Annotated in this window: 20 protein-coding genes; 6 read left to right on the top strand and 14 right to left on the bottom strand. The window is 72.4% G+C overall.

Going from position 1 to position 17,636, the window contains the following annotated elements; genetic code table 11:
- Positions 1-28: 28 nt before the first annotated feature.
- Positions 29-880, top strand: coding sequence for a serine protein kinase RIO (locus ACOJV9_RS01715; RefSeq protein WP_420183443.1), 852 nt, complete (start codon positions 29-31; stop codon positions 878-880).
- Positions 881-927: 47 nt separating this feature from the next.
- Here the strand turns inward: ACOJV9_RS01715 and ACOJV9_RS01710 are convergent, their stop codons facing one another.
- From ACOJV9_RS01710 to ACOJV9_RS01700, 3 genes are all read right to left on the bottom strand, one after another.
- Positions 928-1,575: a L,D-transpeptidase family protein gene (locus ACOJV9_RS01710; protein ID WP_420183442.1), complete on the bottom strand. Its 648-nt coding sequence runs from the start codon at positions 1,573-1,575 to the stop codon at positions 928-930.
- A 156-nt stretch (positions 1,576-1,731) separates the two neighbouring features.
- Positions 1,732-2,601 (bottom strand): HpcH/HpaI aldolase/citrate lyase family protein, encoded by an 870-nt coding sequence (locus ACOJV9_RS01705; RefSeq protein ID WP_420183441.1) that lies wholly within the window; start codon positions 2,599-2,601, stop codon positions 1,732-1,734.
- Complete coding sequence (locus tag ACOJV9_RS01700) at positions 2,601-3,707, bottom strand: HpcH/HpaI aldolase/citrate lyase family protein (RefSeq protein ID WP_420183440.1); 1,107 nt, start codon at positions 3,705-3,707, stop codon at positions 2,601-2,603. Before ACOJV9_RS01700 ends, ACOJV9_RS01705 begins: the two co-directional genes overlap by 1 nt.
- Before the next feature lie 54 nt (positions 3,708-3,761).
- Between ACOJV9_RS01700 and ACOJV9_RS01695 the strand changes: the two genes are divergently transcribed.
- Genes ACOJV9_RS01695 through ACOJV9_RS01680 form a run of 4 tightly spaced genes read left to right on the top strand, consistent with a single transcriptional unit; the run spans position 3,762 to position 7,323 of the window.
- Positions 3,762-4,298, top strand: coding sequence for a hypothetical protein (locus ACOJV9_RS01695; protein WP_420183439.1), 537 nt, complete (start codon positions 3,762-3,764; stop codon positions 4,296-4,298).
- A gap of 9 nt (positions 4,299-4,307) precedes the next feature.
- Positions 4,308-5,591, top strand: coding sequence for a magnesium transporter MgtE N-terminal domain-containing protein (locus tag ACOJV9_RS01690; protein WP_420183438.1), 1,284 nt, complete (start codon positions 4,308-4,310; stop codon positions 5,589-5,591).
- Positions 5,584-6,168 (top strand): DUF1003 domain-containing protein, encoded by a 585-nt coding sequence (locus ACOJV9_RS01685; protein ID WP_420183437.1) that lies wholly within the window; start codon positions 5,584-5,586, stop codon positions 6,166-6,168. Before ACOJV9_RS01690 ends, ACOJV9_RS01685 begins: the two co-directional genes overlap by 8 nt.
- 9 nt (positions 6,169-6,177) lie before the next feature.
- Positions 6,178-7,323, top strand: a complete 1,146-nt coding sequence (locus ACOJV9_RS01680; RefSeq protein ID WP_420183436.1) for an Mrp/NBP35 family ATP-binding protein — start codon at positions 6,178-6,180, stop codon at positions 7,321-7,323.
- Positions 7,324-7,414: 91 nt separating this feature from the next.
- Here ACOJV9_RS01680 and ACOJV9_RS01675 read toward each other — a convergent pair whose 3' ends face one another.
- The 4 genes from ACOJV9_RS01675 to sigE are packed head-to-tail and all read right to left on the bottom strand — an operon-like array spanning position 7,415 to position 10,430.
- Entirely contained in the window at positions 7,415-7,819 is a 405-nt protein-coding gene (locus tag ACOJV9_RS01675) for a Sec-independent protein translocase subunit TatB (protein WP_420183435.1), read from the bottom strand.
- A gap of 27 nt (positions 7,820-7,846) precedes the next feature.
- The gene (locus ACOJV9_RS01670; protein WP_420183434.1) at positions 7,847-9,202 is read right to left on the bottom strand and encodes a S1C family serine protease; all 1,356 of its coding nucleotides are present in this window, start codon (positions 9,200-9,202) and stop codon (positions 7,847-7,849) included.
- Positions 9,199-9,783 carry an anti-sigma factor family protein gene (locus tag ACOJV9_RS01665; RefSeq protein WP_420183433.1) on the bottom strand — a complete coding sequence of 195 codons (585 nt, stop codon included), beginning with the start codon at positions 9,781-9,783 and terminating at the stop codon, positions 9,199-9,201. The genes ACOJV9_RS01670 and ACOJV9_RS01665 overlap by 4 nt, the downstream gene beginning before the upstream one ends.
- Positions 9,783-10,430 carry an RNA polymerase sigma factor SigE gene (gene sigE, locus ACOJV9_RS01660; RefSeq protein ID WP_420183432.1) on the bottom strand — a complete coding sequence of 216 codons (648 nt, stop codon included), beginning with the start codon at positions 10,428-10,430 and terminating at the stop codon, positions 9,783-9,785. Before sigE ends, ACOJV9_RS01665 begins: the two co-directional genes overlap by 1 nt.
- Before the next feature lie 102 nt (positions 10,431-10,532).
- On the opposite strand from sigE, the gene ACOJV9_RS01655 reads away from it, so the two are divergent.
- Positions 10,533-11,168, top strand: a complete 636-nt coding sequence (locus ACOJV9_RS01655; RefSeq protein WP_420183431.1) for an O-methyltransferase — start codon at positions 10,533-10,535, stop codon at positions 11,166-11,168.
- Positions 11,169-11,192: 24 nt separating this feature from the next.
- Here the strand turns inward: ACOJV9_RS01655 and ACOJV9_RS01650 are convergent, their stop codons facing one another.
- The 7 genes from ACOJV9_RS01650 to ACOJV9_RS01620 form a co-directional block, all read right to left on the bottom strand.
- Positions 11,193-11,558, bottom strand: coding sequence for a hypothetical protein (locus ACOJV9_RS01650; RefSeq protein ID WP_420183430.1), 366 nt, complete (start codon positions 11,556-11,558; stop codon positions 11,193-11,195).
- Positions 11,555-13,069, bottom strand: coding sequence for a leucyl aminopeptidase family protein (locus ACOJV9_RS01645; RefSeq protein WP_420183429.1), 1,515 nt, complete (start codon positions 13,067-13,069; stop codon positions 11,555-11,557). Before ACOJV9_RS01645 ends, ACOJV9_RS01650 begins: the two co-directional genes overlap by 4 nt.
- An 85-nt stretch (positions 13,070-13,154) precedes the next feature.
- The gene (locus tag ACOJV9_RS01640) at positions 13,155-13,331 is read right to left on the bottom strand and encodes a DUF3117 domain-containing protein (protein WP_082569572.1); all 177 of its coding nucleotides are present in this window, start codon (positions 13,329-13,331) and stop codon (positions 13,155-13,157) included.
- 130 nt (positions 13,332-13,461) lie between these two features.
- On the bottom strand, positions 13,462-14,766 hold the full coding sequence (locus ACOJV9_RS01635; protein ID WP_420183428.1) for a hypothetical protein: 1,305 nt from the start codon (positions 14,764-14,766) through the stop codon (positions 13,462-13,464).
- On the bottom strand, positions 14,763-16,898 hold the full coding sequence (locus ACOJV9_RS01630) for a hypothetical protein (RefSeq protein WP_420183427.1): 2,136 nt from the start codon (positions 16,896-16,898) through the stop codon (positions 14,763-14,765). Before ACOJV9_RS01630 ends, ACOJV9_RS01635 begins: the two co-directional genes overlap by 4 nt.
- Positions 16,895-17,314 carry an SRPBCC family protein gene (locus tag ACOJV9_RS01625; protein WP_420183426.1) on the bottom strand — a complete coding sequence of 140 codons (420 nt, stop codon included), beginning with the start codon at positions 17,312-17,314 and terminating at the stop codon, positions 16,895-16,897. Before ACOJV9_RS01625 ends, ACOJV9_RS01630 begins: the two co-directional genes overlap by 4 nt.
- On the bottom strand, positions 17,295-17,609 hold the full coding sequence (locus ACOJV9_RS01620; RefSeq protein ID WP_420183425.1) for a cell division protein DivIVA: 315 nt from the start codon (positions 17,607-17,609) through the stop codon (positions 17,295-17,297). Before ACOJV9_RS01620 ends, ACOJV9_RS01625 begins: the two co-directional genes overlap by 20 nt.
- Positions 17,610-17,636: the final 27 nt, after the last annotated feature.

Raw genomic sequence — 17,636 nt, 5'->3', positions numbered from 1 at the left:
CACCCCCTTCACACCTCGGAGCTTTCGCATGACCTTTCACGAGACCGCGACGGAGTCACCGCTCTTCGCCAGCAACACCTGTCCTGACGCCCCGCCCGAGGGCGAGCGCTGGTCCTCCTGGGACGGCGCCATGCACGGGCCGAAACCTCGACCCGACTGGGTCATCACCGCCCTCGGCGCCGTCGAGGAGGACCTCGGCGTCCTCAAGACGGGCAAGGAGGCCGACGTCCACCTGCTCCGTCGGTGGATCCCCGGCGGCACGGCCACGCCCGTCGTCGAGTCGCTCCTCGCCGCCAAGCGCTACCGCGGCGCGGAGAACCGCCTCTTCCACCGCGACAGCGGCTACCTCGACGGTCGTCGTGTCCGCAAGACCCGTGACATGCGCGCCATGCAGCGACGCACGGAGTACGGCCGGGCGCTGATCGCCGGGCAGTGGGCGTTCGCCGAGTTCGAGGCCCTGGGGACGTTGTGGGAGATGGGCCTGCCCGTCCCCTACCCGGTCCAGCTCGATGACACCGAGATGCTCATGGAGTTCTTCGGCAGCGGACGGGCCGCTGCGCCGCGGCTCGTCCAGACCCGGCCGGAGCCGGAGCACCTGGCCGAGCTGTTCGAGCAGTTCCGGCGGGTCGTCCTCACCCTGGCCGGGCGGGGGTGGGCACACGGGGACCTGTCGCCCTACAACGTCCTGCTCCACGACGAGCGGCTGGTCTTCATCGACTGGCCGCAGATCGTCGACGTCGTCGGCAACCCGCACGGGTTCGAGTTCCTCGAGCGCGACGTGCGCACGATGTGCGACTGGTTCCGGCGTCGTGGGCTCGACGTCGACGCCGACCTCGTGTTCGGGGACGTGGCGGCCCAGGCCGCCGGCTCCGCCTGGTGAGGGGACCCCACCCCCGGCGCGGCAGTGCCGGGGATGGGGGAACGCCGTCAGTACACCCAGACCTTGCGGCCGATGTTCGGCCAGCCTCGGGAGTAGAGCAGGTCCATCGCCCTGGTGCTGAGCCGGGCGCAGCCGTGGGAGGCGGGGTAGGGCGGGATCGAGGCCGACCCGTGGATGGCCCAGCCGCCCTTGAAGTACGCCGGACGCCACATGGCGCCGAGGGTGCCGTACTGCCAGCCGGACGTGAACCGGTAGTAGATGGAGAACGAGCCGGTCGGCGTGTAGGCGGTGCGCCACATGCCGCGCGAGTAGTACCTCTCCCCGTTGCCGGTGCTGGTGTTGAACACCAGGCTCGTGTAGCCGTTGATGCCGCAGACGAGGATCTGCCGGGCGAGGTCGACCTCGATGCAGTGTCCGCTCGGCGTGCGCGGCTTCGGCCGCACCCCGCGCTGCAGGAGGTCCTGCTCCACCGGTCCGACCTTGCCGGTCCGCGCGACGCCACCGACCTTCTGCAGTGCCCAGACGGCCTGCTGGGTGAGGTGCCCGAAGCTGCCGTCGGCCGCCCCGCACCAGTAGCTCAACGCGCCGAGACGCTTCTGCAGCGCGAGGACGTCGGCTCCCGAGTGCCCGCGCTCCATGACGCGGACCGTGACCGCCGCTGCCGACGGCGTGACCATGGCGGAGATGCCCGCCATGCCTGCTCCCACGACGGCCGCGACGGCCGTGCGACGTGGAAGACGTTGCCCAGAACCTTCCATGGTGTCTCCCTGCTCTCCCTGAGGTGCCCTGCTCACCCCCTAGACGTTCCAGAGCACCATGAGGTTGAGTCGGCGCGCAGGCGATCCGGGAAATCAGCCCGCGGAGATCGCGTCGTGCGTCGCGAGCACCCGTCGGGCGACCTCCACGTGCAGGTTCTCGACCATCCGCCCGTTGTGGGTGACGACCCCCCGGCCGGCCCCGGCCTCCCACGCCTCGAGGATGCCGCGGGCCTCTGCCACCGCCTCCTCGCTCGGGGCGAAGACCCGGTTGCACGGCTCCACCTGGCCCGGGTGGATGAGGGTCTTGCCGTCGAAGCCGAAGTCACGTCCCTGACGGCACTCGGCCTCGAAGCCCTCCGCGTTCCTGACGTCGTTGTAGACGCCGTCGAGGACGGCGATCCCGGCCTCGCGCGCGGCGAGCAGCGGCAGCTGCAGCGCCGTGAGCAGGGGCGCCCGGCCGGGGACGTGCTCGGCCCTCAGCTCCTTGACGAGGTCGTTGGTGCCCATGACGAGCACGGCCAGCCGCGGCGAGGCGGAGGCGATCTCGCGGACGTTGAAGACCGCCTCCGGCGTCTCGACCATCGCCCAGAGCCGCGTGTGCTCCGGCGCCCCCGCGGACTCCAGCGCGGCGACCAGCGAGCGCACCTCGTCGGCCGAGCCGACCTTGGGGACGACCACTCCGTCGGGCCCGGCCGCCGCCGCGGCGGCGAGGTCGGCCTCGTGCCACCGGGTGCCGACGCCGTTGACGCGGATCGTCAGCTCCCGTGAGCCGTACTCCCCCGAGCGGACCGCGGCGCACACCGCGGCGCGGGCCGCCTCCTTGTGGTCGGGACCGACCGAGTCCTCGAGGTCGAGGATGAGCCCGTCGACCGGGAGCGTCTTCGCCTTCTCGAGGGCGCGCTCGTTGGAGCCCGGCATGTAGAGCACCGAACGACGAGGCGTGTATGCCGCCTGCTCCGCCATCAGGACCCCTCCCCGTCCGTTCCCCCGGACGGCGACCGGACGGCATACAGCTCGGCGAGCTCGGGGTCGGTGGAGCCGAGGCGCTCGGCCAGCTCGAGGATGACGAGGCACTGCTTGAGCGAGGCGTCGTCCTCCATCTTCCCGTCGAGCATCACGGCGCCGGTGCCGTCGCCCATCGCCTCCTTGACGCGACGGGCGTGTGCCACGTCGGCGGCCGACGGGCTGAACACCCGCTTGGCGATGTCGATCTGGACGGGGTGCAGCGACCAGGTGCCCACGCAGCCGAGCAGGAAGGCGTTGCGGAACTGGTCCTCGCAGGCGACGACGTCCTTGATGTCCCCGAACGGTCCGTAGTACGGGAAGATCCCGTGCATCGCACAGGCGTCGACCATGCGCGCGATCGTGTAGTGCCACAGGTCCTGCTGGTGGGTGGTGCGCGGCGCGGTGACGGGGTCGACGCCCTCGCCGAGGTCGGTGGCCGGGTCCTCGCGCACGAGGTAGCCGGGGTGGCCGCCGCCGACGCGGGTCGTCTTCATGCGCCGGTCGGCAGCGAGGTCGGCCGGGCCGAGGCTGATCCCCTGCATCCGCGGCGAGGCGCCGGCGATGGCCTCGACGTTGGCCATGCCGCGAGCGGTCTCGAGGATGGCGTGGACGAGGATCGGCCGGGGAAGTCGGGCGCGCGCCTCGAGCTGGGCGAGCAGCCGGTCGACGTAGTGGATGTCCTCGGGCCCCTGCACCTTCGGGACCATGATGACATCGAGCTTGTCGCCGATCTCCGTGACGAGGGTGACGAGGTCGTCGAGCACCCAAGGGGAGTCGAGGCTGTTGACGCGGGTCCAGAGCTGCGTGCTGTCGCCGAAGTCGGTCGCCTTCGCGATGTCGACGAGCCCGTGGCGGGCGGCCTCCTTGCGGTCGGCCTTGACCGCGTCCTCGAGGTTGCCGAGGAGCACGTCGACCGAGCCGACCATCGCCGGGACCTTCGCCGCCATCTTCTCGTTGCTCGGGTCGAAGAAGTGGATCATCCGGCTGGGGCGGGCCGGCACCTCACGCACCGGCGCCGGGGCACCGACCGCGAGGGGGCCGAAGAAGTCCTTGGGAGAGCGCATGCTGCCGGACGCTAGCAGTGCCGGTCGGGGCGGCGTTATGACAGAGTTCACGCCGTGAGCGGCTCGCCCGAGACACCCTCCCCCGTCAACGTCACCCGCCTGCTCGCGGAGGCGGCGAGCAAGTCCGGGGTGATGTGGGTCGAGGTGCCGGACGCCGGCACCCACGCGGTCTGGTTCGTCTGGCACGACGACGAGGACCCCCGCGGAGCCGGCCCGGCTGCCTACGTGGTCTCGGGTCCCGGGGAGCAGCGCCTGCCCTTCCTCCCGCCGGAGGTGACGGTCATCCTGCGCAGCAAGGACACCGGTGGCCGGCTGCTGCGGCTGCGCGCGCGCGTGCACGAGCTCGAGCCCGCGTCGCCGGAGTGGGAGGCCGCCGCGGAGGTGCTGCGCGCCGACCGCCTCAACGCCACCGGCGACGTGCTCGCCCGCTGGCGGGAGGGTGCCGTCATCCACGTCATCGCGCCGCACGGCCGTCCCGACGAGGCACCCGGGGCGTATGCCGCGGAGTCCGGTCGCGTCACCGTCTCCCCCGCCCGCGGAACGACGGCGCGCTGGCGGCCTTGGCACTGGCGGGGACGCGGACGCGACTAACCTTGCGGCGTGAGCACGAGCACCCGCGTCTTCGTCGGCAGACTGGCCGAGCTCGCCGTCTTCGACCCCCTGGGCGACCCGGTGGGCCGCGTGCGCGACGTCGTCCTCACCTTCAGTGCGACGCGGACCCGGCCGCGGGTCATCGGCCTCGTCGTCGAGGTCCCCGGCCGCCGTCGGGTCTTCGTGCCCATGACCCGGGTGACCTCCGTCGACGGCGGCCAGGTCATCACGACGGGCCTGGTCAACATGCGCCGCTTCGAGCAGCGCCCCAACGAGACCCTCGTCCTCGCCGAGCTCATCGAGCGCCACGTCCGGGTCCGCGACGAGCAGGGCGAGCTCGTCGACGCCACCGTCGAGGACATCGGGCTCGAGCAGAACCACGCCCGCAGCTGGTCGGTCACCCGCGTCTTCGTGCGACGCACCTCGCCGCGCGGGTCCTCGATCCCCCGGTTGGGGCGCCGTCGCGGCGAGACCTTCGTCGTGCCGATCGAGGACGTGTCGGGGCTGCGCGACACCTCCGACGAGCAGAGCGCCGCCCGGCTGCTCGAGCAGTACGAGGACCTCAAGCCCGCCGACCTCGCCGAGGCCATCCACGACCTGCCGGCCAAGCGCCGCGCCGAGGTCGCCGCCGCCCTGGCCGACGACCAACTGGCCGACGTCCTCGAGGAGCTCCCCGAGGACGAGCAGGTCGAGCTCATCGCGGGCCTGCAGAACGACCGCGTCGCCGACGTCCTCGAGGCGATGGAGCCCGACGACGCCGCCGACCTCCTCGCCGAGCTCCCCACCGAGCGGCAGGAGGAGCTGCTCCAGCTCATGGAGCCGGACGAGGCCGCCGACCTGCGACGCCTGCTCACCTACGACGAGAACACCGCCGGTGGGCTCATGACGACGGAGCCGGTAATCCTGGGTCCGGACGCCTCGATCGCCGAGGCGCTCGCGGTCGTGCGGCGCAAGGAGCTCTCGACCGCGCTCGCCTGCACCGTGTTCGTCTGCCGCCCACCGCTGGAGACCCCGACCGGCAAGTTCCTCGGCATGGTCCACATCCAGCGGCTGCTGCGCGAGCCCCCACACGCCTCCATCGGGACCATCCTCGACAAGGACGTCGAGCCGGTGACGACCGACGCGACCGTCGGCCAGGTGACGCGCCTGCTCGCCACCTACGACCTCGTCGGGCTCCCCGTCGTCGACGAGAACGGCCTGCTCGTCGGTGCGGTCACGGTCGACGACGTCCTCGACCACCTGCTGCCCGACGACTGGCGCGAGGACCGGCACGAGGTGACGACGCATGGCTGACCGCCGCGAGCGCGCGCCCCGTCTCGACCAGCCGCGCGAGGCGGGACGCCGCTTCCTCACCCGGCCGGAGTCGCTGACCGAGGAGGCCTTCGGCGTCCTCTCCGAGAAGTTCGCGCGCTACATGGGCACCGCGTACTTCCTCATCGGCATGACGTTCGTCGTGCTCGTCTGGGTGCTCTGGAACCTCCTCGCGCCCGTGGACTGGCGCTTCGACGACTACCCGTTCATCTTCCTCACCCTCGTGCTGAGCCTCCAGGCGTCGTATGCCGCGCCGCTGATCCTGCTCGCCCAGAACCGCCAGGCCGACCGCGACCGGGTGATGCTCGAGCAGGACCGCACCCGCGACGAGCGCAACCTCGCCGACACCGAGTTCCTCACCCGTGAGGTGGCCGCCCTGCGGATCGCGTTGCGCGACTCAGCGACCCGCGACTTCGTCCGTGGCGAGCTGCGCGACCTGCTCGACGAGATGGAGGAGCGGGGTCTGGCCGTCGCCAGGGTTCCCCCCGCCGCCGGGAGTGACCAGTCAGACAGCCCGAAGGCCCGGACCGATGGGGGCCGTGGCGGGCAGCCGACCTAGCATGGAGCAATGTCCGTCTCTGCTGCACCCGTGACCGACGACGCCCTGCGCGCCGCGCTCGCCACCGTCAACGACCCCGAGATCCGCAAGCCCATCACCGAGCTCGGCATGGTCGAGTCGGTCGAGTGCGACGCCTCCGGCCGGGTCGCGGTCACCATCCTGCTCACCATCGCCGGGTGCCCGCTCAAGGAGACCCTGACCAACGACACCACCAACGCGCTCCTCAAGGTGCCGGGGGTCCTGGCGGTCGACGTGACGCTGGGCGTGATGTCCGAGGAGCAGCGGGCCGAGCTGCGCACCAACCTGCGTGGTGGAGCGGCCGAGAAGGAGATCCCCTTCGCCAAGGCCGGCAGCCTCACCCGGGTGTATGCCGTGGCCTCCGGCAAGGGTGGGGTCGGCAAGTCCTCGGTCACCGCCAACCTCGCCGCCGCCCTCGCGCAGCAGGGCCTCAAGGTCGGGGTCGTCGACGCGGACATCTACGGCTTCTCGATCCCGCGCATGCTCGGCGTGGAGCACCGCCCGACGCAGGTCGACGACATGATCCTGCCGCCCATCGCGCACGACGTGAAGGTCATCTCGATCGGCATGTTCGTGCCGGGCAACCAGCCCGTCGTCTGGCGCGGGCCGATGCTGCACCGCGCCCTCCAGCAGTTCCTCGCCGACGTCTTCTGGGGCGACCTCGACGTGCTCCTGCTCGACCTTCCCCCGGGGACCGGCGACATCGCCATCTCGGTGGCGCAGCTCATCCCCGGGGCCGAGATCCTCGTCGTGACCACCCCGCAGCAGGCCGCCGCCGAGGTGGCCGAGCGCGCCGGGGCGATCGCGGTCCAGACGCACCAGCGGGTCGCGGGCGTCATCGAGAACATGTCCTGGCTCGAGCTGCCCGACGGCTCACGTCAGGAGATCTTCGGCTCCGGCGGTGGGCAGGCGGTCGCCGACTCGCTCACCCGCACCATCGGTGCGCCGGTCCCGCTGCTCGGCCAGATCCCGCTCGACACCGCCCTGCGGGTCGGCTCCGACCAGGGCGCCCCCATCGTCCTCGGCGGCTCGACCTCGCCGGCCGCCGTCGCCCTGCGCGGCATCGCCCGCGAGCTCGGCACCCGCTCGCGCGGTCTGGCCGGTCGCTCCCTGGGCCTCACGCCCTCTGGCCGCTAGGCGACGGTGACGGTGGGGGTGCGCGCGTTTGCGACGACGGAGCAACTGAGCGCGTACCCCCACCGGCAGCGTCGCCCCTCCTGAGTCGCGCCTAGGTGGCGTCGACGTCGTAGGGCGTGGGCCGCTGCGGGTCCCACGTCCGTAGGTCCGAGCCGACCGACACGGCGTCATCGCCGAGGGCGTCGACCTCGCCCATGTCGGGGTTGGTGCCGCCGGCCTTCAGCCCGGACGCGGCATCCTCGAGCGGCTCGATGAGCGCCTCACGCACGATTCGGCGCGGGTCGTACTGGCGCGGGTCGTACTGGCGCCAGTTGATGTCCGAGTACTCCGGCCCGAGCTGGTCCTTGAGCTGGCCCTTGGCCCCCTCGGCCATCACCCGGAACTTCTTGATGGCCTGGGCCAGCTTGGCGGCGTACTCCGGCAACCGGTCGGGCCCGAGCACGAACACCGCGATGAGGGCGAGGAGGACGAACTCCCAGCCGTTGATGCCGAACACGCGTCCTCCTGTGCGCCGAGGGGCGCGTCAGTCGCTCCGGCCCTGGAGGACCATCTTGACATCCCGGGCCTTGCCGTCGCGCAGCACGGTGAGGGTGACGGTCGATCCGACCGGCCGCGCGCGGATCGCGACGACGAGCGCATCGGGGTCGTTGATGGGTCGCCCCTCGAAGGCGGTGATGACGTCACCGGCCCGGAGCCCGGCCTTGGCCGCAGGACCGTCGGGGGTGACCGCCGGGGTCTGCGAGGAGTCGACGCCGATGCGCACGCCCTCGCCGTCGTACTCGCGGTCGAGGAGGACACCGATGATCGGGTGCTCGGCCTTGCCCGTGCGGATGAGCTGGTCGACCGTGGTCCTCATCTGGGCGCTGGGGATGGCGAAGCCGACACCGATGTTGCCGCTCTGGCCACCGATGGACGTGCCGGCGACGCGGGCGATCGCGGTGTTGATGCCGATGACCTGCCCCTCCATGTCGAGCAGCGGCCCGCCGGAGTTGCCCGGGTTGATGGCGGCGTCGGTCTGGATCGCGTTGATGAACGACTGGTCGTCCGCGTCCCCGGGCGTCACCGGGCGGTTGAGCGCGCTGACGATCCCGGTGGTGACCGTCGACTCGAGACCGAGTGGCGCGCCGACCGCGATCACCGGGTCCCCCACGACGACGGAGGACGAGTCGCCGACTGGGAGCGGCTCGAGGTCCGTGCGCTCGACCTTGAGGACGGCCAGGTCGTAGGAGACGTCACGGCCGACGATCTCGGCCGGCGACTGCTTGCCGTTGGAGAGCACCACGGTGATCTCACCCCCGCTCGCGGCGGCCGCGATGACGTGGTTGTTGGTGACGATGTGGCCCTTGTCGTCGAGGACCCAGCCCGAGCCGGTGCCGTCGCCGCTGTCGGCCTCGACGCGGATGGTCACCACGCTCGGCGTGGCGTTGGCGGCGATGTTGGCGACCGAACCCTCGGGACGGGTGGTCGCACCGGCGCCCGGCTCCGGTGCGGCGGCGTTCGGGGTGTCACCCCTCAGGTCGAGTCCGTCGAAGCGGTCGGTCGAGCCCAGCCAGCCACCGAAGAGCCCACCGCCGAGGCCCGCGAGCAGCGCCGAGAGACCGGCGATGAGCAGGACCCCCAGCCACCCGGGCCCGCTGCGCCTCACCGGTGCGGCGAGGGTGGGAGCCGCTGACGCGGCATACGGGTTGTGTCCGTATGCCGTCCGCTCGCCACTGCGCCAGTCCTGGGGATCCGGACGCGCCGGCTCCGGCGTCGGCAGCATCGGGGCGCGTCCGGGCGCCCCCAGCTCCTGCGTGCGGTACCGGTCGAGCCAGTCGGTCTGCTGGGCGTCGGTGCGAGGGCGCTCGCCGGAGTCGTCGCGAGTGCTGTCCTCAGTCATGACCGAGATTCTGCCTCGCACAGGACGAGGTTCCGAACCGAGGTGCTGCCTGTCCACCCCGTGGAGACCGCCCGGACGCGCAGTGCGCCGCTCGTGGTGGCCGAGCTGCTCGCCGTGGGTCGGACCGTCGGGGACGGGCCGCCGCCGCCGACCGAGCTGACAGTCGAGCCGACGGCGCCCGGGCCGGCCAGGGTCAGCGTCCAGGCCACCGCCGCCGTGGCGCTGGCGGCGGCCGTCGCCAGGGCGGCCGACTTGAGCGGACTGCGGTGCGCCGGCGGGGCGGAAGGCGCGACCATCTCGAGCCGTGAGTACGCCGGGCCGTGGTCCCTGGGGCCGGCGGCGGCCGGGCCCGGCATCGACGAGGCCAGCGCGACGAGCTGGGCGTGCAGGCTCCCGGACATGGACGGACAGCCGGCCGACAGCAGGCTCTGGAGGCGCCGCTCACCGGCGACGGCGTGCTGGCACCCGACGCACGCGATGAGGTGCCGGTCCCACTCGAGGGTCCGCTGCGCCGAGAGCTGACCCGACACGTAGTCGGGCAGCTCATCGAGGCGGCAGCGGTTCGGGCGGGACAGTGCCATCACACGGCACCACCGGCGGGTGCGAGCATCCCCGGACGACGGGCGCCCGTGGAGGCGGCCGCTGCCCGGACCTCGGGCGCGCGGTGGGCGAGGGCCTCGCGCAGCTGCGACCGGCCACGGTGGATGCGCGAGCGGACGGTGCCGAGCTTGATGTCGAGGGTGGCAGCGATCTCCTCGTACGAGAGGCCCTCGATGTCGCACAGGACCACGGCCGCGCGGAAGTCAGGGGCCAGGGAGTCGAGCGCGCGCTGCACGTCGTCGTCGAAGTGGGTGTCGGCGTAGCTCTGCTCGGGGCCGATCTCCCGGCTGGGCAGCCGGGCGGCGGACTCGTCGGAGAGGGCGTCGAAGCGGATCCGCTGCTTGCGGCGCATCTTGTCGAGGAAGACGTTGGTCGTGATGCGGTGCAGCCAGCCTTCGAACGTGCCGGGACGGAAGGTGTGCAGCGACCGGAAGACCCGGATGAAGACGTCCTGGGTGAGGTCCTCGGCGTCGTGCACGTTGCCGGTGAGGCGGTAGGCCAGCCGGTAGACCCGGGCTGAGTGCTCCTCGACGACCTGCTCCCAGGTCGGCGGCACCCACTCCCCCGGAGCCGCACCTGCTGCGCTCGTCATCGTCGTCCCCTGCTCGGTGGCCACCTGGCTCGTCATGTCACAGGTGTCTACGTGTCGGAGCCGGGAAATGTTCCTGAGGAGGCTGAACGGCGGCTGTGAGTCGGGACGAGGGGCGCTCCCCGAGTAGGGTTGCCGCCCATGAGCACCCTCAAGCCCGCGAGCTGGTCGTACGCCGAGGACTTCGTGCCCGAGCCCGAGGTCATGGAGCAGGCCCGCGCCCGGGGGATGGCCTTCGGCGCCGCCACCCCGGTGGGCACCGGAGCCGGAGCGACGTTGCGCGTCCTCACCGCCGCGATCGGCGCCAAGCACGTCATCGAGATCGGGACCGGCGCCGGCACCTCCGGCCTCTGGCTCCTCGCCGGCATGCCGCAGGACGGCGTCCTCACGACGATCGACATCTCGGCCGAGCACCAGCGCGCCGCCCGTGAGGCGTATGCCGCGGCCGGCTACCCGACCCAGCGGACCCGTGTCATCACCGGTCGCGCGACCGAGGTGCTGCCCCGCATGACGGACGGCGCCTACGACATGGTCCTGATCGATGCCGACAAGCCGAGCTATCCGGCATACGTCGAGCACGGCATCCGCCTGCTGCGCAAGGGCGGGGTGCTCGTGCTCGACAACATGCTGTGGCACGACAAGGTCGCCGACCCGGCCGCGCGTGACGCGGACACGACGACCCTGCGCGACCTCGGCAAGACCCTGCGCGACCACGACGCGCTCGTCCCGACGCTGCTCCCCGTGAGCGACGGGCTCCTCGTCGCCGTCAAGCGCTGACGCCCCGGGCCGGCGCCCCGCCCGTCAGGCGTGGGCGTCGACGCGCGGGCCGGCACCGCGGCGGAAACCGGCCGGGCCCTCGGCGATCGCCACGACCTCGAACTCCTCGATGGCGACCGGTGAGGAGCCGATGAGCTCCGAGCCCTTGGACTCGTCGGCGGTCGCCTCGAACTCCTCGCGGAAGATCTTGCGCTCCTGCTCGGTGTCGAAGACGTAGGTTCCCTCGAACCACTCGCCCTCGCGCATCCGCCACACCTTGAAGGCGAGGCCGTCGAGGAACATGAACTTGGCGATGGACGTGCCCACGACGTACTCGCGGAGTCGGTCGGGGGAGTCCTCGGGGGCGTTCTCGAGCGACCAGCGCACGGCCAGTCCGTATCCGGCGTTCATGAAAGACCTTCCAACCATCGCAGCAGCAGACGTGCGCCGAACCCCGTCCCACCCTTGCCGTGGACTCCGGAGTCGACATCGGAGCGGCCGGGGCCGGCGATGTCGAGGTGGGCCCAGCGACGCGCACCGACGAACTCGCGAAGGAACAGCGCTGCGGTGATGGAACCACCCCCGACTGAGGGTCCGATGTGGTTGATGTCGGCCACGTCGGACTCCAGTGCCTGACGGTAGGCGGGCACGAGCGGGAAGGGCCAGAGCGTCTCACCTGCTGTCTCGCCGGCAGCCCTGAGCTGGGACGACAGCTCGTCGTCGGTGGAGTAGACCGGCGCCATCGTGCGGGCGAGCGCAACCCGGGCCGCGCCGGTCAGCGTGGCGACGTCGACGACGACGTCGGGGTCCAGCTCGGCGTCGGCGTAGGCCAGCGCGTCCGCGAGGACGATGCGCCCTTCGGCGTCGGTGTTGCCGATCTCGGTGGTGGTGCCGCCGTAGTGAGTCACGACGTCACCGGGGCGGTAGGCGGAGCCGCTCACCATGTTCTCGGCCAGGGCGAGGAGCCCGGTGACGCGCACCGGGACCGCCAGGTCGCGACAGGCGGCCAGGACCGCCAGGACGATCGCCGAACCGGACATGTCGGTCTTCATCGCGAGCATCCCCTCGGCCGGCTTCACCTGGAGGCCGCCGGAGTCGAAGGTGATGCCCTTGCCGACGAGAACGACGTGCGGGGTCCCGGCGTCGGCGCCCTCAGGTGCGTACCCGAGCTGGACCAGTGCGGGCGGGGTCGCCGAGCCCTGGCCGACTGCGAGGAGCCCACCGAAGCCTCCCGCCGCGAGGGCGGCCCGGTCGAGCACCGTGACGTCGAGGCCGGTGCGTGACCCGAGCTCGCGGGCCTGTCGGGCCATCCACCCGGGGTTCTTGATGTTGGACGGGGTGTTGGCGAGGTTGCGTGCGACCAGCGTCGCGACAGCGCGCCGCAGCGCCCGGTCGACGACGTCGGGCTCGACGTCGACGACGACGACCCGGCCGGTGTGCTCGGCGCCCGGCTGCCAGCTGCCCCCGGTCCAGCGGGACGGGGCCCAGCCGCCGAGGACACCACCCTCGACGAGGGCCGCGTGCCCCGGCTCGTCCGAGGACGGGGCCAGCAGCACGACGAGCGCCCGGCCCCGGGTGGCCCGGCCGGCTCCGGCCCCGGCGACCCTGAGGTCGGCCGGCGTCGCGTCGCCGAGGCCGACCATGACCAGGACGCGGACAGGCTGCTGTCCGCGGGGGATGCGGACGACGGTGGTGGCACCTGCGGCGGTCGAAGGCTCGTGCGTGTCGACGAGCTCGTCCGGGTCGAGGCCCGCGCCGGTCAGGGCGTCGCGCGTGCGGACGTCCCAGGGGTCGTCCCCGGCGAGGACGCCCACGACGAGCGCGAGGTCGGTCGGGTCGGAGTCGGCGAGGACATCGGCGAGCGGCCCGTCGCTCGTGGTCCAGCTGGCGACGGTGGGTGCGAGGAGGTCTTCGGTGGGCACCCGCCCGACCCTACAGACGGCGAGAGGGCCCCCACCATGTCGGTGGGGGCCCTCTGTCACGTCAACGTCGGTCGACGATGGACGGTCACTTCTTCAGTGCCTCGCAGTCGTCGATCGCCTGCCCCAGTGCCCGCACCTCGTCGGGAGTCATCTCGACGACGAGGCGGCCACCACCCTCCAGAGGCATGCGCAGCACGATGCCGCGACCCTCCTTGGTGACCTCGAGAGGGCCGTCGCCCGTCCTGGGCTTCATTGCCGCCATGGGTGTTCCCTTCGTTGCCGTGGCGCACGATCGCGCGTCACGTGTTCGCGTCCCGGCTCTGGCCCACCGGTTTCCTGTCCATTATCGCCGCTCAGCACGGCCGGGAGGAAATCGGGGCCCCCGCACGCGCTCACGGGGGGCGCGAGCTCCAGGGCGTCCAGGGGAGCAGGGCACACGTCCACCAGACCAGGCCGAGGAGGACCGGAACGAGGAGGACGGCGACGCGCCAACGCCAGTGGGTGACGATCCGCTCGCCCGTCGAGGTGCGCATGGCGACGCTCGCGAGCAGGGCGGCGACCGGGAAGTCGAGGAGCAGGAAGCGCCACATGCTCGTGATCGGCCGGACGACGGCGAAGAGGTAGAGGGGGTAGGCGACCGCCCAAGCGCGGACCTCGACGGGGAGCCACCGCCCGTGCCGCCCCAGGACGAGCGCGATGTAGGTGCCCCACAGCGCGACCAGGACGACGACCCCGGCGAGGCCATGGCCCTCCCAGGCCCACTGCAGCCAGAGGGCGAACGGCCCGGCGCCCGGCCGCTGCCCCCACGCCTCCTGGACGTCGAGGAAGGCGGTGGGAATCCCGCTGACGACACCGACGACGACGGGCCAGGCGAGGCCGGAGAGCCCCGTGACGAGCACCATGAGCGCGGCCGTCCCCCGCTGGCCGTGCACCGGCGCGACGCCGGCCCGACGCTCCTCACGCACCCGGACCACGAGGTGGATGAGCACCGCGCACCCCATCGCGGCTGCGACGCCACGGGTGAAGGCGAGAGGGACGGCGAGAGCCGCGACCGCGGCATACCGGCGGTTCATCAGCTGCAGCAGCGAGAAGGCGACGAGGACGATCGCGAGCGGCTCCGTGTAGGCCTTGAGCATCACGCCGGTCGCCGGGTAGAAGCACCAGAGGCAGGCGGCGACGAGGGCGAGCCGGTCGCGGCCGGGACGCGGGTCGGCGCTGAGGGCATGGCTGAAGAGCATCCAGATGAGCATGACCCCGACGGCGCCGAGGACGAGGTTGAGCGCGACCGCGCCGACGGTGAAGGGGACACCGAGGATCGTGAGCCCCTTCACGAGGAACGGGAAGAGCGGGTAGAACGCCCACGCGCTGTAGGTGAGCTTGCCCGTCGTCGGGTCCGCCGGCAGGGGGACGGGGTAGCCCTGGTTCGCGATGCGCTCGTACCACTCGGAGTCCCAGAGCCCGATGAGGTCGCCGACCGTCGGGTCGAGGTGTCCGACGCCCGCCGGGTTCTGGAACCACGTCGCGGCCACCCACATCGCGGCGAGCACGACGAGCCGGGAGACGACGTAGACGGCAAGGAGCGCCCGCACGGGATGGGCCAGGGCCGCGCGCCCGAGTCGGCTGCCGTTGCCGGCCGGGCTCGTGGACGTGGCACCGGCTTCGCGGGACGTGGCCGCCGGTCGGGGCGGGGCGCTCATCGCCGGAGCTCCCGCACGTCCCACACCAGCACGTCCTCGACCTCCTGCGGCGGGCCGAGGACGGTGACGAGCGAGTCGCGCAGCGCCGGGGTCTGGGGGCGCGCCGGCAGCACGACGGCATCGGTGCGCCACGCCCGGAGGTCCTCGACGAACTGCAGCCGCTGGGCCTCCGTCGCCGGGATCACGGCGTTGGCCGCGTTGACGTCGTAGAGCCAGAGCGACATCGGGCGGCGTGCGGCGCCGTACTGGCCACCGCCGTCGGCTCCGCCGTCAGGGCCGACGAAGTAGCCCTCGACGATGGGGAAGGCCAGGGTGTCCGCCGCCAGCTGCCAGTCGAAGGCTCGGGCGTCGACGATGTCGGTGGGTGGGACGGCCAGAACCGAGCCGCCCGAGGTGAAGTCACGCCACGCGTCCCCGGTGAAGAACGTCGGCACGGCGGGACGCTCGTCGACGCGCAGCGGGGTCGGCAGCACCGGCAGCAGCGCCAGCACGGCAGCCCCCGTCACCAGCCAGCCACCCACCCGCGGGTGCCACTCCGGAAGCTGTGCCTCGGCGGTGTCGCTCGGGGTCAGGGGGGCGGCGCGGACCGCCGCGTCGATGCCGATGGCGAGCAGTCCCGCGATCGCCGGGATGGCCATCATGACGAACCGGGTGGGCAGGACGTTCTCGAGGACGGGCATCTCGTCCAGGGCGGCCCACAGCCCCGGTATGCCGGTCGGCCGGCCGCGGACCACGATCTCCTCCCCCAGCGAGAGCCAGCACGCGACCACGACAAGGGCCGTGAGCCCCTGCACGACGGGTCGCCGGATGAGCACGACCGCGATGACGGCGACGAGGAGCAGCAGGGCCGGGCCGAAGAACGCGTTCTCCTCGGTCCGGTTCATCGACAGCGCGGCCGACGCCCACGGGTCGGCGCCGATCGTCCGGGTGGCCCGGCCCCACAGGGCGGCGAGGTCGTTCCCGCCCGGCGGGTGGTAGATCGAGGTGTAGCTCTGCCGCCCGGCGAACTGCCACCAGAGCGGCACGGCGACGAGCAGGAGGCAGAGGCCGGCTCCCACGCCGAGACCCGGCGCGAGGCGACGGAGGTCGAGGCGTCCGCGCAGGACGAGGACGGCACCGACGACGAGCATCCCGAGGGCCATGAGGAGCAACGGCTCCTCGCCGATGAAGACCTGCCACGTCACGAGGAGCCCCAGGGCCACGCCGTCCCTTCCGGGGCTGCTGCCGCGGGCGAGGCGCAGGACACGGTCGATGATGACCGGGATGAGGAAGAGGGCGACGAAGTTGGGGTGCCCATTGGCGTGCGACACCATCGCCGGCGCGAAGCCGGTGAACCAGCCGCCGACTGCGGCCGCCGACCGCACGAGCCCGCGGCGGCGCAGGAACCAGTACCAGGCGGCGGCGGTGCCGGCCAGGCCGAGCAGCTCGACGACGAAGAACGTCACCTGCGCCCCGAGCACGAGGGTCAGTGGCGCCAGCGGGATGCCGAGACCGGTGACGGCGGCGTTCGCCATGAGGTTGACCCCGTCGGGGAAGTTCTGGCGGTCGCTGAAGAGCGGGTTGGAGAGGGTGGCGACGTTGTGTGCCGAGGCACCGAAGTACCACTCGAACGCCTGGTGGTCCTGCACCCCCTGCGACAGGTAGCCCGTGGAGGTCCGACCGACCAGGCCGGAGAGGACGTGCAGCGCGGTGCCGAGGTAGACGGCGACCACCAGGGCGTCGAGCCAGCCCCAGCGACGGCGTGCGGGTGGCTCGTCGTCCTCGTCCTCGTCCTCGTCCTCGTCCGCGCCCTCGTCCGTGTCGGCCTCGACGTCGTCGAGCGCCGCGGGGTGGCCGACGGCAGGGGCCGCCGCGACGGTGCGTGCGACGTCGGGGCGGGTGCGCTCGACCGGGACGTCACCGCGAAGGAGGGCGTCGTTCGCGGCGATCTGTTCGTCGAGCCGGGCGAGCACCTCGTCCACGCGGTCGGTCCGGTAGCCGACGACCTGCATCCGAAAGTGGTCTCCGCCTGCTGCACCGTCCTCCTCGTCAGCGCGAGCGCGGCGTTCTCCGTCGTCGTGTCGGACGAAGAACCACGCCAGCGCCAGGGCGCACGTGACGACCGGGACGCTCAGGCCCAGCGCCCAGGTCACCGCTCCGCCCGCGCGAGGCGGTTCACGACCGGTCCGAAGATCAGTGGGCCCAGGAGGTCACCGGCCCGTCGGGTCAGCCACGTGAGCCCGGGGAGCTCGAACCACAGCTCCTCGGTCCAGGTGAGCCGCGACCCACCGGCGACGGGGGTCACCTCTGCCTCGGCCCAGCCCTTGAGGAAGCCCTGCTTGCGCACGCGCCACCGGCGCGGCGGGTCCCACTCCTCGACGAGCATGGAGTCGTCGAAACGCAGCGGGCCGAGTGCCGTTCGCGCCGTGAAGCGCCACCCGGCCGCCGGCGGTCCGGGGTCGGCGATCGTCGTGGTCAGTGGGACGGGGTCGGCGTGCTCGTCGAGGGCGGCGAGGCGGCGCCACAGCTCTTCGGGGGTGAGGGTGCTCTCACGCGTCAGGGTGAACATGGCCCTCCCCGGTCGACGGCGCCGGTCCCCTCAGGGACAGTTCGCGTTCCTGCTCGGCGAGGCGGTCGCGCCGTGCGTCCAGTGCCGCGTCGACCTCGTCCGGCGCATAGCCGTAGATCGTGGTGCCCACCCGCAGCGGGTCGACGTCGGCGCTCGTGGGTCGCTCCGGCATCTCCAACGGGGGGACGCTCGAGACCGGGTCGCTCATGGGAGTCAGCTCGAGCCGGCCCGTCGCGACGAGCGCCGTGACCGCGATGACGGCGACGGCGAGAGCTCCGAGGGCAACCCACTCCACGCCGTGATCCTAGGTCCGGGCGCTGGG

It is taken from the genome of Knoellia terrae, assembly GCF_048606435.1.
Lineage (GTDB): Bacteria > Actinomycetota > Actinomycetes > Actinomycetales > Dermatophilaceae > Knoellia > Knoellia terrae.
The sequence above is the reverse complement of the archived record's forward strand: the minus strand, read 5'-3'. Positions and strand labels throughout refer to the sequence as shown.

Excerpts from the sequence above, each read along its gene's own strand:
- ACOJV9_RS01715 (WP_420183443.1), top strand. The coding sequence starts at position 29 with ATGACCTTTCACGAGACCGCGACGGAGTCACCGCTCTTCGCCAGCAAC.
- ACOJV9_RS01710 (WP_420183442.1), bottom strand. The coding sequence starts at position 1,575 with ATGGCGGGCATCTCCGCCATGGTCACGCCGTCGGCAGCGGCGGTCACG.
- ACOJV9_RS01705 (WP_420183441.1), bottom strand. The coding sequence starts at position 2,601 with ATGGCGGAGCAGGCGGCATACACGCCTCGTCGTTCGGTGCTCTACATG.
- ACOJV9_RS01700 (WP_420183440.1), bottom strand. The coding sequence starts at position 3,707 with ATGCGCTCTCCCAAGGACTTCTTCGGCCCCCTCGCGGTCGGTGCCCCG.
- ACOJV9_RS01685 (WP_420183437.1), top strand. The coding sequence starts at position 5,584 with ATGGCTGACCGCCGCGAGCGCGCGCCCCGTCTCGACCAGCCGCGCGAG.
- ACOJV9_RS01680 (WP_420183436.1), top strand. The coding sequence starts at position 6,178 with ATGTCCGTCTCTGCTGCACCCGTGACCGACGACGCCCTGCGCGCCGCG.
- ACOJV9_RS01670 (WP_420183434.1), bottom strand. The coding sequence starts at position 9,202 with ATGACTGAGGACAGCACTCGCGACGACTCCGGCGAGCGCCCTCGCACC.
- ACOJV9_RS01665 (WP_420183433.1), bottom strand. The coding sequence starts at position 9,783 with ATGGCACTGTCCCGCCCGAACCGCTGCCGCCTCGATGAGCTGCCCGAC.
- sigE (WP_420183432.1), bottom strand. The coding sequence starts at position 10,430 with ATGACGAGCCAGGTGGCCACCGAGCAGGGGACGACGATGACGAGCGCA.
- ACOJV9_RS01655 (WP_420183431.1), top strand. The coding sequence starts at position 10,533 with ATGAGCACCCTCAAGCCCGCGAGCTGGTCGTACGCCGAGGACTTCGTG.
- ACOJV9_RS01650 (WP_420183430.1), bottom strand. The coding sequence starts at position 11,558 with ATGAACGCCGGATACGGACTGGCCGTGCGCTGGTCGCTCGAGAACGCC.
- ACOJV9_RS01640 (WP_082569572.1), bottom strand. The coding sequence starts at position 13,331 with ATGGCGGCAATGAAGCCCAGGACGGGCGACGGCCCTCTCGAGGTCACC.
- ACOJV9_RS01635 (WP_420183428.1), bottom strand. The coding sequence starts at position 14,766 with ATGAGCGCCCCGCCCCGACCGGCGGCCACGTCCCGCGAAGCCGGTGCC.
- ACOJV9_RS01625 (WP_420183426.1), bottom strand. The coding sequence starts at position 17,314 with ATGTTCACCCTGACGCGTGAGAGCACCCTCACCCCCGAAGAGCTGTGG.